Genomic DNA, 14407 nt, shown 5'->3' with positions numbered 1-14407 from the left:
ACCGTATAGAAAGGTGCAGGCCATATGGGGAAAACCAAAAAAATCAAGAACATATATCCTCTGAGTTATATGCAGGAGGGCATGCTGTTTCATTCCTTCCTCCAAAAAGAGGAGGGAGCATATGTTGAGCAGTCGCTCTTTACGATAAAAGGAAACCTTAGCTATGAGATGTTTCAGCGCAGTATTCAAGCCATCATCGACCGCCATGATATCTTCAGAACCGTATTTCTGCCGCACGTCCCCAATTTATCGGGGCCTCGGCAGGTCGTGATGACAGAACGGAAATTCCATTTGCACAATGAGGACATTTCCAGCCTGCAAACGAATGAGCAGAATGATTATATTGAACAGTTTAAAGAGATAGATAAGGAAAAAGGGTTTGATTTGCAAAAAGACATGCTGATGCGGATTTCTCTGCTCAAAAAAGCGGATAATGAGCATGTCTGTGTCTGGAGTCATCATCACATCTTAATGGACGGCTGGTGTCTCGGGATCATTCTGCAGGAATTTATGCAAATCTATCAATCTATCCATACAGGAAATCACCTTTCTATGGAGCCTGTCCGTCCCTACAGCACCTATATTTCTTGGCTGACAAAACAAGACAAAGAAACGGCAGCGGACTACTGGCGTGCTTATCTGAAAAACTACAGCACCCCCTCACCGCTGCCTCGGGTGACGGACAGAGAAGCAAAAGAAGGGTATTACCGCGAAGAATTAATTTTCACTCTACATCAAAAGCTGACGGACAAGCTGAAAGAGACCGCCAAACAAACAGGCGTCACGCTTGCCACCTTTATTCAAACGGTCTGGGGTGTCATGCTCCAGCGCTACAACCGAACGGACGATGTCGTTTTTGGCGCAGTCGTTTCAGGCAGACCATCTGAAATCCCGGGTGTTGAGTCAATGATCGGATTGTTTATCAATACGGTTCCGGTTCGTGTTCAAACAGGCAAAGAAGAAACGTTAGCAGAACTGCTCACCCGCTGTCAAAAAGATATGCTGGACGCCGAGCCGTTTACCTGCCATCCTTTATTCGATATTCAGGCAAACACCGCCTTAAAACAGGAACTGATTGACCACATTATTGTCTTTGAAAACTATCCATTACAGCAAAAAATGGCTGACTCAGCTGATCGGATTAATTCACCTCTGCAAATAGACAATGTAAACGTGTCTGAACAGTCAGGGTACAATTTTAACCTTGTCGTTGCTCCCGGTGATGAACTCGTCATCAAGTTCAGCTATAATGCGCACGTGTATGATGCTGCCTGGATGACCTGCATCCAAAGACAGCTTACACAAGCGTTACAAGCTGCTGCAGATCACCCTGACATTCCCGTTGCAGACTTTTCCTTTCTTGATCCGAAAGAAAAAGAGCAGATGTTAACACAATGTAATGACACTTCGACGGAGTATCCAAAAAACAAAACAGTGACAGATCTATTCCGCGAACAGACAGCAAAAACACCAGATCAAACGGCGCTAGTTTACGGAAATAGGTCCATCTCTTATCGTGAGCTCGATCAAAAATCGGATGCACTGGCCAGAACATTGTATGAAAACGGGCTGCGCCGAAACGGGACAGCCGGTATTTTGGCTGGTCATTCTCCTGAATTCATCATTAGTGTACTGGCTGTTTTAAAAGCAGGGGGGACATACCTTCCTCTTGACGCGGAGCTTCCGCCTGAACGGATCAGCTATATGCTCGACGAGACAAAAGCCGCTATGCTGATTGTTCAAAAAGGACTGGAGCCAAACACAGCGTTTGCAGGAACCTTCATTTCTGCAGATGCAGAGGCGCTGATTGAAGAAGATACGACACCTTTGGAAATCGTCACTGGCCCGGATGATCTCGCGTACATCATGTATACTTCCGGTTCGACAGGCCGGCCTAAAGGCGTCATGATCACCAATCGCAATGTCGTGTCCCTTGTTTGCAACAGCAATTACACATCAGCTTCTGTAAATGACCGCTTTATCCTGACAGGATCCATCAGCTTTGACGCCGTCACCTTTGAAATGTTTGGGGCCCTTTTAAAAGGAGCAACTCTGCATATCATTGATAAATCAACAATGCTGACACCAGATCGTTTTGGCGCGTATTTACTTGAAAACAACATCTCAGTGCTGTTTTTGACAACTGCTCTTTTTAATCAGCTGGCACAAGCTCAAGCTGACATGTTCCGCAGGCTTCATACGCTATATGTCGGAGGCGAAGCGCTGTCGCCTGAGCTTATAAATGCTGTCAGACACGCGTGTCCGAAGCTTTCGCTTTATAATATCTATGGACCAACGGAAAACACGACGTTCTCAACCTTTTTTGAGATTAAAAGAGACTATGCGACTCCAATCCCGATCGGGAAACCGATCAGCAATTGTACCGCTTTCATCTTAGATGCAAAAGGACGTCTCTTGCCAATAGGCGTTCCCGGAGAGCTATGTGTCGGCGGTGACGGGGTGGCAAAAGGCTATTTGAACAGAGATGATGTAACAGCTGCCGTTTTTTCTCCTGATCCTTTCATACCTGGAAAAAGAGTATACCGTACCGGTGATTTGGCGCGGTGGCTGCCCGATGGGAATCTAGAATATATCAGCCGGATTGACAGGCAGATTAAAATTCGCGGAAAACGGATTGAACCCGCTGAAATTGAAGCGCGGCTGTTAGAAATTGAAGGGGTCCGTGAAGCAGCAGTTACATCGGTGGAAACAGATGGAGAGGCGCAGCTATACACGCATTATGTTAGTGATGGCAGCAGAAACGAAAAGGAAATTCGCGCTGCATTGGCACGTGTGCTTCCTGACTACATGATTCCGCAGCGCTGGGTCCGGGTTGACCGTATGCCGCTTACTGGAAACGGAAAAATCAATCGTAGCGCACTTCCTATTCCTGAAAACGAGTCTGAAAATCGTCAGGATCTTACACCGCCCAGAAACTGGGTCGAACAGGAATTGATGCAAATTTGGAAAAGCGTACTCGGTGTCAAAACGATCGGAATACATGATGATTTCTTTGCTGTTGGCGGACATTCACTTAAAGCGCTTCAAGTGATACACATGCTTAAACATCATCAGCATATTGATATACCGATCGATGTCTTATTCGAAAATCCGACAATCGCCCAGCTTGCGGGAAAGCTTTATTCTAATCAGCTGACAGCGGCTGGCGAACAGCATGTGATCCAACTGAACGAGCAAGGCGGAAAAAACCTGTTCTGCTTCCCGCCGATTTCAGGATTCGGGATTTATTTCAAAGACTTGGCACTACAGCTAAATCACAAAGCAGCCGTATATGGCTTTCATTTTATTGAGGAAGACAGCCGCATCGAACAATACGTCAGCCGCATCACCGACATACAGCCAGAAGGACCGTACGTTCTATTAGGCTACTCCGCGGGCGGAAACTTGGCTTTTGAGGTCGTACAGGCTATGGAGCAGAAAGGATTAGAAGTCAGTGACTTCATTATCGTAGACGCCTACAAAAAGGATCAGTCTATAACAGCAGATACCGAAAAAGACGACTCAGCCGCATACTTGCCGGAAGCAGTCAGAGAAACAGTGATGCAGAAAAAAAGGTGCTATCAGGATTATTGGGCTCAGCTAATAAATGAAGGCCGCATCAAGTCAAACATTCATTTCATTGAAGCTGGCATTCAGTCGGAAACAAGCGGCCCTATGGTATTACAGAAATGGCAAGACGCTGCTGAAGAAGGCTATACCGAATACACCGGGTACGGCGCGCACAAAGACATGCTGGAAGGTGAATGTGCTGAAAAGAATGCAAGCATCATACTTGATATATTAGACAAGATTACGTCAGATCAAAAAATGCTGCCAAACAAGCATTAAACAAATACAGGCCGGACAGAAGCGATTCTCTGTCCGGTTTTCTTTTTGCTAGAGAGTCGCGCATAAGAATGGATGCAAAAATGCGGGGAATGATAACAACATCCCTTTTCTTGGAGGCTTGTCATGGAACATCTTTCTTGGCTTACTTTTTTTATGCTGATACTGGCGAGTTACAGGCTGACACACTTAATTGTATTCGACAAAATTACTGAATTCATCCGAAAACCTTTTATGAAAAAGAAAAGGACTGTTGATGCAAACGGGCACGTGAATGAAAAAAACGTGCCGGCCTCAAACTTTGGCTATATGCTTAATTGCTACTGGTGCGCCGGCGTTTGGTGTGCCATCCTGATTGGGCTGGGCTATCTTTTTTTACCTGATATCGCTGTTCCGGTGATTTTCATATTATCGATCGCAGGCGCACAGGCCATTCTTGAATCAGCTGTCGGCGTAGGCGTAAAACTCGTTGACGTGTTAAAAAGTGTCCAAATACTCATAAATGATAAAAAGTCCTAAAGCAGATAAAGATGCTTCGGGACTTTTTTACGTTCACCCGGTGATAATTCCGGTTTCTTCAATCGATTAAGCACCCTTTTACAGCCCGGGAATACCGTATTAACGAAATAGTGAAAGCGATGTAATGGGGGAGACGAAATACAATGAAGGGTTGTCAAAAGCCGATCGTACGTATTCTTGTCAGCTTGCTCATCGGAACGTTGATCATAACCGTTCCATATCTGGCCAAAGCACAAACGGACAGGGAACTGAGAGCCGTATGGATTGCATCCGTATTAAACCTTGATTGGCCATCAAAAAAAGGGCTGTCGATTGAAGCGCAAAAACAGGAGTATCTCAGCCTGCTGGATGACGTTCAGTCAATGGGAATGAATGCCGTCATTGTTCAAATTAAGCCGACGGCCGATGCCTTTTATCCGTCCGCTTACGGGCCTTGGTCTGAATATTTGACTGGTGTTCAAGGAAAAGACCCAGGTTATGATCCGCTCGCTTTTATGATTGAAGAAGCCCATAAACGAAATCTTGAATTTCACGCTTGGGTTAATCCTTACCGCATTACGATGAACCATACAGATCTCAATAAATTGTCTGAGGATCACCCGGCAAGAAAGCATCCTGACTGGGTCGCTGCTTACGGAAAGCAGCTTTATTATAATCCCGGCATTCCTGAAGCGAGGGATTTTATCGTCGAGGGCATTGAAGAAGTCGTAAAGCATTATGATATTGATGCCGTTCATATGGATGATTATTTTTACCCTTATAAAATAGCCGGACAGGAATTCCCTGATTCAGAACAGTACGAACAATACGGGAAAGACACATTTCCTGATATTGATGACTGGCGAAGAGACAATGTAAACCAGCTTGTGAGCCAAATCAATCAAACAATCAAAGCTGAAAAACCATATGTTAAATTCGGCATCAGCCCATTCGGTGTATGGAGAAACATAGAAGACGACCCAACCGGATCAAATACCAAAGCAGGCGTCAGAAATTATGATGATCTTTATGCAGATACGAGACATTGGATCCAGCAAGGCGACATCGACTATATCGCCCCGCAAATTTACTGGAGCATCGGCTTCAACGCAGCCGCTTATGACGTGCTGGCTGATTGGTGGAGCAACGAAGTCAAAAACAGACCCGTTCATTTATACATCGGGCAGGCAGCTTATAAAATCAATAACAATTTTGACCCGCCATGGTCCGATCCTGAAGAATACGCCCGACAAATCAACCTCAACCGTCAGCTGGAGCTGGTAAAAGGAAGCATGCATTTCAGCCTTAAAGACCTCAATAATAATCCGCTCGGCATCAAAGACAGACTCATAACCGACCTGTACAGTAAGCCCGCACTGGTACCCGAAATGCCTTGGCTCGACAGCAAAGCGCCAAAAAAACCGAAACTGACCAAAGTAACCGCAGACGATAACGGAAATCTCCTGCACATACAAGACCACCCATCAAATCGAAAAACAAAGGAAACAGCCTATTATGCGATATACAGATCTGAAGGAAAACAGAAGCAAGCATTACTGGCCACCGCAAGAAAAACAAACGACAAGCAAACCTTCCTGGATGACACGGCAAAACCAAATAAAACCTATACGTATTATGTCACGTCAGCAGATCGGCTTCACAACGAAAGTAAGGCCTCGAAAAGAAAAATAAATCAATAGCCCTTAGAGACGGCTATTTACTAGCCGTCTCTTTATATTGCATTTTTTATGAATAGACAGGAAACGTATGGCCGATGCTGAAGGACTAAGAGAAACAAATAAAAGAAATACAAATGGAGGAAAGAACGTGAATTTGGAAATGATTTTTACCGACTAGGACAAGATTATTGGCGTAGCATTGCAACTGAAGCCGTCAAAATGCTGGTCATTTTTTTATTTAATAAAGTCAACGTAAACCGAATTCAAGCAGAGGTTATGCCTGCAAATAAAGCGTCAAAAAAAGTCCTCTTGAAAAATAATTTTATGAGAGAAGGCTTAATTAGACAGGCTTCTTATTGGGCCGGCAAAGGAGTTGTCGACTTAGAAATATATAGGAATACATCTGAATCTGCAGATTTTGATGTATGAAACGAGAAAAATGGGGGCAGCGGCTTGTTTATTGATACGTTTTTCCTTTGGAACCATGCCTTCATCCTCCCGGCACTTTCTGAAGGGCAAGAGATTGCGTTGCAATATGGATGGTATGTGCTTACGCCATATATTTGTTCATTCCATTGCTGCTGTCATATAGAAAGTGGTTCCGTTTTAATTTTCAGACTTCTTTTGTCAGGGAATGATTACTGAATTCACTTAATAGGATGTTACAAAGATGTGAAGGAGGAAACCAAGTGAATTTTGAGCTGACAAAAGAACAGCAAATGGTACGTGAAATGGTAAAGGATTTTGCAAAGAGAGAAATTGCTCCTCACGCAGAACATGTGGATCAAACGGGTGAATTCCCGATACAAACGTTTCAAAAAATGGGTGATCTCGGGCTGATGGGCATCCCCTTTCCTGAGGAATATGGAGGATCAGGCGGAGATACGATTTCCTATGCCTTAGCTGTTGAAGAAATCGGCAAAGCATGCGGCAGTACAGGATTAAGCTATGCAGCTGCAGTTTCACTCGGTGCAAGCCCTCTATACTACTTCGGGACAGAAGAACAAAAACGGGAGCATTTGATTCCTCTAGCATCCGGAAAAGCACTCGGATCATTCGGTCTGACAGAACCCAATGCCGGCTCTGATGCAGGAGGCACGCAAACGAAAGCGGTTATAGATGGTGATGAATATGTGATGAACGGCGAAAAATGCTGGATCACAAATGCCAGCTACGCACGTACGGTGATTGTAACGGCAGTGACAGGCAAAAATGAGAGCGGACATAATATCATCTCCGCATTGATTGTTCCGACTGATACACCCGGCCTTACCATAACAAGCCCGTACGATAAAATGGGTGTGCGCGGGTCAAATACAGCGGAAATTTTGCTAGAGGATGTCCGTGTACCCGCAAATTACCTGCTCGGCGACCCTTCAAAAGGATTTAAACAGTTTCTTCATACCCTGGATGGCGGACGCATTTCAATTGCCGCTCTTGCAGTCGGCATTGCCCAAGCGGCACTAGACGCATCCTTAGCCTATGCAAAAGAACGAAAGCAGTTCGGACAGCCGATTTCTTCCTTTCAGGCCATTCAGTTTAAACTTGCCGACATGGCGATGGAAATCGATCTGGCACGGCAAATGGTATTAAAAGCGGCCTGGCTGAAAGATCATAAGCGCCCGTTTACGAAAGAAGCGGCTTATGCCAAGCTGTTTGCCTCTGAAATGGCAACAAGGGCATGCAACCAAGCAATTCAAATCCACGGCGGTTCCGGCTACATGAGGGAATATGCGGTTGAACGGATGCTGCGGGATGCAAAATTGATGGAAATTGGAGAGGGCACATCAGAAATTCAGCGTATCGTGATCGCCAGACAGCTTCTAAAATAAAATGTAAACGCTTTCTGATCTCGTAAAAGGAGGACCGAAACATGGCCGAACTCATCCATTGCACAATCGGCAGGCTGCTGGCACAAACGGCAGCAGCCTATCCTGATCAAGAAGCGGTTGTCTATCCCGACCGGAATCTCCGCTACACGTACGCGCAATTCAACAGGCTGTGCCGCCAAACCGCTAAAGGGCTAATGGGGATGGGGATTGGAAAGGGAGACCACGTGGCCATATGGGCTTCGAATATACCGGAATGGCTTGCTGCTCAATTCGCCACCGCAAAAATCGGGGCCGTGCTCGTTACCGTGAATACGAATTACCAAGCCCAAGAGCTTGATTACTTGCTGAGACAATCAGATGCGGATGCGCTTATCGTCATGGATTCCTATCGCGGCACTTCTTATACAGGGATCCTCAACAGCTTAATTCCTGAGCTGAAGGATGCAGAGCCAGGGCAGCTGCAATCAGAACGCTATCCGTGTTTAAAAACACTGATTTATATCGGTGAAAAACGTTTACCTGGTATGTATCATTGGGACGATACAGAGATGCTGGCACAAACAGTGACAGATGCCGAACTGGAAGCAAGAATGAACAGCCTTGAAAAAAATGACGTGATTAACATGCAATACACGTCAGGAACGACCGGATTTCCTAAAGGAGTGATGCTGACTCATTTTAATGTCATTAACAACGCCGTAAATATCGCTGAATGTATGAAATTAATCTCATCTGACCGCATGTGCATCCCGGTTCCGTTTTTCCATTGCTTCGGCTGCGTGCTTGGCGTTTTGGCATGTGTGTCCGTTGGTGCAGCTATGGTACCTGTTGTAGAATTTGAACCTGCCACAGTCCTTAAAACGGTTGAAAACGAGAAATGCACAGCGCTTCACGGCGTACCGACCATGTTTATCGCGGAACTTCATCATCAAGATTTTGATTCTTATGATTTGTCATCGTTGCGAACAGGCATCATGGCCGGATCATCCTGTCCAAGCGAAGTGATGAAAGCTGTCATTGAAAAAATGGGCATGACAGACATCACAATCGCTTATGGACAAACGGAAGCTTCGCCGGTGATCACACAAACAAGAGCTAATGATTCCTTCCAAAGAAGAGTGGAAACAACCGGCCGAGCCTTGCCTGAGGTCGAAGTGAAAATTGTGGAGCCCGGCACGTTTCATGAGGTTCAAAGAGGTGTACAGGGAGAGCTTTGCACCCGCGGCTATCATGTCATGAAGGGCTATTATAAAGACGAAGATGCTACCCAAAAGGCAATCAACCCAGACGGATGGCTATTTACCGGTGATCTCGCTGTTATGGATGAGGACGGATACTGCCGCGTGACCGGGAGATTAAAAGACATGCTCATCAGAGGCGGTGAAAACATTTATCCGAGAGAAATAGAAGAATTTTTATACCGTCATCCAAATATTTTAGATGTACAGGTAGTTGGTGTGCCTGACGAAAAATACGGAGAGGAGGCAGCTGCCTGGATTAAGCTGAAAGAGGGGAAAACAGCTTCACCCGAAGAGCTGAAAGCCTACTGCAAAGGGAAAATCGCCCGCCACAAAATTCCGCGCTATTTCATCTTTACAGACGAGTATCCTATGACAGCCTCAGGCAAAATTCAAAAATATAAGTTGCGTGAAAAAACGATTCAGCTGTTTCACTTACCATCAAGTTAATGAGGGGTGAATTCATTTGTTTACAAAAGTGCTGATTGCCAATCGGGGAGAAATCGCAATGAGAATCATTCGTACGTGCAGCCGCCTTGGGATCAAAACGGCAGCCGTATATTCTGAAGCAGACAGAGATGCGCTCCATACAAAGGCAGCAACAGAGGCTTATTATATCGGAAAATCGAGAGTCAGTGAGAGCTATTTAAATATTGAGAGAATCATAGAGGTAGCGAAAAAAGCAAATGCCGACGCCATCCATCCGGGATATGGATTATTGTCAGAAAACAGCCGTTTTGCGCAACGCTGCAAAGAAGAAAACATTGTGTTTATCGGCCCTTCACCAGCTGTCATTGCCAAAATGGGAAGTAAAATTGAAGCACGAAAGGCAATGGAGGAGGCAGGTGTTCCTGTAGTGCCCGGCGTTTCCGAATCCCTTGGAGACATTCAGGCAGCCTGCCTCGCCGCGAGTGAAATCGGCTACCCCGTTATGCTGAAAGCCTCAGCAGGGGGAGGCGGCATCGGAATGCAGCTCGTTCCTAACGAAGAAGCATTGATAAAGGCGTATGAAGGAAACAAAAAGCGCGCAGCAGATTTTTTCGGAGACGGATCCATGTATATAGAAAAGGTGATTGAACACGCCCGCCACATTGAAATTCAAATTCTTGCAGATCACCACGGGCATGCCGTGCATCTGTTTGAACGTGATTGCTCTGTCCAGAGACGCCACCAAAAGGTCATTGAAGAAGCCCCATCTTCATTTGTTGATGATGAGCTGAGAATGAAGATAGGAGAAACGGCAGTGATAGCAGCCAAAGCGATCGGCTATGCCAATGCGGGAACAATCGAATTTTTAGTCGATGAGAATAAAAACTTTTATTTTCTGGAAATGAACACGAGATTGCAGGTAGAGCATCCCGTGACTGAAGAAATTACAGGTTTAGACTTAGTTGAGCAGCAAATAAGGGTTGCGGAGGGACAGACTCTCAAATTCGCTCAGCAGGACTTAAACCGAAACGGGCATGCCATAGAGGTCAGAATCTATGCGGAAGATCCGAAAACCTTTTATCCGTCACCGGGAACAATCACCGCTTTTTCTCTCCCGACACAAAAGGGAGTACGGCACGAATGTGCAGTAGCAGCAGGGAGCGCGGTCACGCCTTTTTATGATCCAATGATCGCCAAAATGATCGTCAAAGGCCAAAACAGAGAGGAAGCGATTGAGAGACTAAAGGAGGCGCTCCGTGATTATCGGATAGAAGGGATTAAAACGAATATTCCGCTTCTTTTACAGGCTGCTTCATCAGAAGCATTCAAAAAAGGAGACGTTACAACTGATTTTTTGAAAAACAACTTATAAAGGAGGCAGCTGTCATGACCATACACATTCAAATGGCAGGGAACCTGTGGAAGGTACATGTTAAAGCCGGAGACCACATCGAAAAAGGCCAGGAAGTCGCCATTTTAGAATCAATGAAAATGGAAATCCCGATTGTTGCAGAGAGAAGCGGAACAGTAAAAGAAGTCAAAAAAAATGAAGGTGATTTCGTGAATGAAGGTGATGTGCTGCTCGAACTGAACGATCCAACTCAATGATCAGGGAGGCCAGACCATGTCCTATCCTAAACAAGTCATGTTAAGAGAAGTCGGCCCTCGGGACGGCCTGCAAAACGAACCGGTGTGGCTTGCAACAGAAGATAAAATCGCTTGGATCAACCAGCTTTCCCAAACAGGACTCTCCTATATCGAATTGACATCCTTCGTTCATCCAAAATGGATTCCCGCGCTTCGAGATGCTCTAGATGTGGCAAAAGGCATCAGCCGGGTAAAAGGCGTTACGTACGCAGCACTTGTTCCTAATCAAAAGGGACTGGAGAATGCGCTGGAAGGGGGTATTAACGAAGCTTCTGTCTTTATGTCCGCAAGCGAAACACACAACGTAAAAAACATCAACAAATCCACTGTTGACACTCTCCAAGTCCTCAAACAAGTAACCGACGACGCAAAAAAAGCAAATCTTACAGTAAGAGCCTATCTCTCCACAGTTTTCGGCTGTCCGTATGAAAAACGTGTACCGATTGAACAAGTGATTCGCCTAGCAGATTCTTTATTTGAATTCGGAATTTCTGAACTATCGCTTGGAGATACGATCGGAGCGGCAAATCCTGTACAGGTTGAAATCGTACTTGAAGCACTTTTGAAACGGTTCCCGGCAAGCCAGCTCGCACTCCACTTTCATGATACAAGGGGAACAGCTCTCGCCAATATCCTCACCGCACTGCAAATGGGCATCACAATATTTGACGGCTCAACAGGCGGGCTTGGCGGCTGCCCATATGCTCCAGGTTCCTCAGGAAATGCTGCGACAGAAGATATCGTGTACATGTTTGAGCAAATGGGAATCGAAACAAACGTAAAGCTCGCCAAGTTGCTTCCAGCAGCCAAATGGATCGAGGAGAAAATCGGGAAACATCTTCCGAGCCGAAATTTACAGGTGTATAAATCATCTTTATAAAAGAAAGGAAAAACCAATGGGAGAATCTATCCTTTTTACGTCAAAAACAGAACACATTGCTGTCATCACCCTTAACAGGCCCCATGCGGCAAATGCCCTTTCGGCAGAAATGCTTAGAGACCTGCAATTCATTGTCCAAGAAATCGAATTCAACCCGAAAATCCGCTGCGTCATCCTGACAGGCGCCGGCGAAAAAGCATTCTGCGCTGGAGCAGATTTAAAAGAAAGAATAAAAATGAAGCAAGATCAGGTTCTCAGAAGTGTATCCTTCATTCAGAGAACCGCTGCTTTACTCGAAGCCTTACCGCAGCCGGTGATAGCAGCCATAAACGGAAGTGCTTTAGGAGGCGGGCTTGAATTGGCAATGGCATGCGACATCCGGATAGCAGCCGAGAATGCTACATTAGGCCTTCCGGAAACGGCTTTAGCCATTATCCCAGGCGCAGGAGGGACACAAAGACTTCCCCGTCTGATCGGCAGAGGAAAGGCAAAAGAATTAATTTATACAAGCAGACGCATAACGGCCCATGAAGCCAAAGAGATAAACCTTGTAGAGCATGTTACGGCTTCTAGTGAGCTTATGGCCAAAGCAGAGGAACTGGCAGAAGCCATTTCAGCCAACGGACCAATTGCAGTCCGCCAGGCTAAATTCGCGATCAATAAAGGATTGGATACAAATCTGGCAACGGGATTATCAATTGAACAAAAAGCATATGAACACACGATCCCGACAAAGGACAGGACAGAGGGACTTCAAGCCTTTCAAGAAAAAAGACGTGCCGTATACACGGGAGAATAAAGAGCGGAGGGAATGCCTTATGGATTATGAAAAAGAACGAACAGAACGGGCGGAAAGGATACAAAAAGGCGGAGCGGAGAAGTATCATCGCAGCAACCAAGAAAAAGGCAAGCTCTTTGTAAGAGAGCGGCTTGCCCTCTTATTTGACGATGACATCGAGCTTGAAGACGCTTTTTTTGCAGAATGTATGTCAGACGGGCTTCCCGCCGACGGAGTCATAACCGCCATCGGTAAAATCGGCGGCCAAACCGTCTGCGCCATGGCGAATGATTCTACAGTGAAAGCAGGCTCCTGGGGAGCAAAAACAGTCGAAAAAATCATCAGAATTCAAGAAACAGCAGAAAAATTAAACTGTCCGCTCATTTATTTAGTCGATTCGGCAGGCGCCAGAATCACCGACCAGATCAATGTATTCCCGGGCAGAAGAGGCGCAGGGAGAATTTTTTACAATCAGGTCAAATTGTCAGGGCGCATTCCCCAAATCTGCCTTCTATTCGGCCCGTCCGCAGCTGGGGGCGCTTATATTCCTGCCTTCTGCGATATTGTCGTCATGGTAGACGGCAATGCGTCCATGTATTTAGGCTCGCCGCGCATGGCGGAAATGGTGATCGGCGAAAAGGTGTCACTTGAAGAGATGGGAGGCGCCCGCATGCATTGTTCAGTTTCAGGATGCGGAGATATTCTCGCAGAAACTGAACAAGAAGCCATTCACTTGGCACGCTCATATTTATCTTACTTCCCGGCAAATTATAAAGAAAAAGCGCCTGTACAAGAAAAACGGCCGCCAAAGCCCTTTGACATACCGCTTTCCGACGTTATTCCGCAAAACCAAAATGCACCTTTTAATATGTTTGAGCTGATCGATCGTGTAATAGATGAAGACTCTTTCTTTGAAATCAAAGCTTTATTCGCACCAGAAATCATTACAGGTCTAGCGAGGATTCACGGACAGCCTGTCGGAATTATCGCGAATCAGCCGAAAGTAAAAGGCGGCGTCTTGTTCCACGATTCCGCTGACAAAGCCGCTAAATTTATCACATTATGTGACGCTTTTCATATTCCATTGCTGTTCTTAGCGGACATTCCCGGCTTCATGATCGGAACAAAGGTAGAACAGGCCGGAATCATCCGTCATGGAGCCAAAATGATTTCAGCGATGTCAGAAGCAACCGTCCCCAAGCTTTCTGTGATTGTGAGAAAAGCCTATGGAGCGGGGTTATATGCAATGGCCGGACCGGCTTTCGAACCGGATTGCTGCATAGCGCTTCCAACCGCACAAATCGCCGTAATGGGCCCTGAAGCAGCCGTAAATGCTGTCTACGCCAAAAAAATCTCCGAGCTGCCAAAAGAGGAGAGAGCTGATTTTATCAGCAGCAAACGTGAGGAGTACAAAGAGGACATCAATATATACCGCTTGGCTTCAGAAATGATCATTGACGCGGTAATCCCAGCCAATTCATTGCGCGAAGAATTGCACAAACGGCTTAGGGCATACATGACAAAGGAAATGACATTCACCAATCGAAAACATCCGGTTTATCCAGTTTAAAAGGAAGCAC

At 45.8% G+C, this 14407-nt stretch carries 10 protein-coding genes and 2 pseudogenes; all 12 read left to right on the top strand.

Annotated elements, in window-relative coordinates:
• Positions 1–24 precede the first annotated feature (24 nt).
• The 12 genes and pseudogenes from fenB (at position 25) to NSU16_RS09775 (ending at position 14397) form a co-directional block, all read left to right on the top strand.
• Positions 25–3849: a fengycin non-ribosomal peptide synthetase FenB gene (fenB, locus tag NSU16_RS09830; RefSeq protein WP_339192578.1), complete on the top strand. Its 3825-nt coding sequence runs from the start codon at positions 25–27 to the stop codon at positions 3847–3849.
• Between the two features lie 123 nt (positions 3850–3972).
• The gene (locus NSU16_RS09825) at positions 3973–4365 is read left to right on the top strand and encodes a DUF1360 domain-containing protein (protein WP_010334451.1); all 393 of its coding nucleotides are present in this window, start codon (positions 3973–3975) and stop codon (positions 4363–4365) included.
• Between the two features lie 143 nt (positions 4366–4508).
• Complete coding sequence (locus NSU16_RS09820) at positions 4509–6044, top strand: glycoside hydrolase family 10 protein (protein WP_326333465.1); 1536 nt, start codon at positions 4509–4511, stop codon at positions 6042–6044.
• Between the two features lie 147 nt (positions 6045–6191).
• Positions 6192–6452 (top strand): annotated as a pseudogene (locus tag NSU16_RS09815) (GNAT family protein); the annotation flags it as partial.
• A 15-nt stretch (positions 6453–6467) separates the two neighbouring features.
• Positions 6468–6661: pseudogene (locus tag NSU16_RS09810) on the top strand (hypothetical protein); the annotation flags it as partial.
• 51 nt (positions 6662–6712) lie between these two features.
• The gene (locus NSU16_RS09805; protein WP_010334448.1) at positions 6713–7855 is read left to right on the top strand and encodes an acyl-CoA dehydrogenase family protein; all 1143 of its coding nucleotides are present in this window, start codon (positions 6713–6715) and stop codon (positions 7853–7855) included.
• A gap of 41 nt (positions 7856–7896) precedes the next feature.
• Positions 7897–9543 carry an AMP-binding protein gene (locus NSU16_RS09800; RefSeq protein WP_339192577.1) on the top strand — a complete coding sequence of 549 codons (1647 nt, stop codon included), beginning with the start codon at positions 7897–7899 and terminating at the stop codon, positions 9541–9543.
• 16 nt (positions 9544–9559) lie between these two features.
• Entirely contained in the window at positions 9560–10894 is a 1335-nt protein-coding gene (locus tag NSU16_RS09795; RefSeq protein WP_339192575.1) for an acetyl-CoA carboxylase biotin carboxylase subunit, read from the top strand.
• A 14-nt stretch (positions 10895–10908) separates the two neighbouring features.
• Positions 10909–11130: an acetyl-CoA carboxylase biotin carboxyl carrier protein subunit gene (locus tag NSU16_RS09790; RefSeq protein ID WP_010334445.1), complete on the top strand. Its 222-nt coding sequence runs from the start codon at positions 10909–10911 to the stop codon at positions 11128–11130.
• 16 nt (positions 11131–11146) lie between these two features.
• The gene (gene ldeG, locus NSU16_RS09785; RefSeq protein WP_339192574.1) at positions 11147–12049 is read left to right on the top strand and encodes a hydroxymethylglutaryl-CoA lyase; all 903 of its coding nucleotides are present in this window, start codon (positions 11147–11149) and stop codon (positions 12047–12049) included.
• Positions 12050–12065: 16 nt separating this feature from the next.
• Positions 12066–12848, top strand: coding sequence for an enoyl-CoA hydratase (locus NSU16_RS09780; protein ID WP_339192573.1), 783 nt, complete (start codon positions 12066–12068; stop codon positions 12846–12848).
• 19 nt (positions 12849–12867) lie between these two features.
• Positions 12868–14397: an acyl-CoA carboxylase subunit beta gene (locus NSU16_RS09775; protein WP_326227092.1), complete on the top strand. Its 1530-nt coding sequence runs from the start codon at positions 12868–12870 to the stop codon at positions 14395–14397.
• Positions 14398–14407: the final 10 nt, after the last annotated feature.

Source organism: Bacillus sp. FSL K6-1003 (assembly GCF_037964945.1).
Lineage (GTDB): Bacteria > Bacillota > Bacilli > Bacillales > Bacillaceae > Bacillus > Bacillus mojavensis.
This window is presented reverse-complemented; position numbering and strand designations above follow the sequence as displayed.

Bases quoted from the DNA above. Each gene is read 5' to 3' on its own strand.
- NSU16_RS09825 (WP_010334451.1), top strand. From the start codon at position 3,973: ATGGAACATCTTTCTTGGCTTACTTTTTTTATGCTGATACTGGCGAGT.
- fenB (WP_339192578.1), top strand. From the start codon at position 25: ATGGGGAAAACCAAAAAAATCAAGAACATATATCCTCTGAGTTATATG.
- NSU16_RS09790 (WP_010334445.1), top strand. From the start codon at position 10,909: ATGACCATACACATTCAAATGGCAGGGAACCTGTGGAAGGTACATGTT.
- NSU16_RS09820 (WP_326333465.1), top strand. From the start codon at position 4,509: ATGAAGGGTTGTCAAAAGCCGATCGTACGTATTCTTGTCAGCTTGCTC.
- ldeG (WP_339192574.1), top strand. From the start codon at position 11,147: ATGTCCTATCCTAAACAAGTCATGTTAAGAGAAGTCGGCCCTCGGGAC.
- NSU16_RS09800 (WP_339192577.1), top strand. From the start codon at position 7,897: ATGGCCGAACTCATCCATTGCACAATCGGCAGGCTGCTGGCACAAACG.
- NSU16_RS09775 (WP_326227092.1), top strand. From the start codon at position 12,868: ATGGATTATGAAAAAGAACGAACAGAACGGGCGGAAAGGATACAAAAA.
- NSU16_RS09780 (WP_339192573.1), top strand. From the start codon at position 12,066: ATGGGAGAATCTATCCTTTTTACGTCAAAAACAGAACACATTGCTGTC.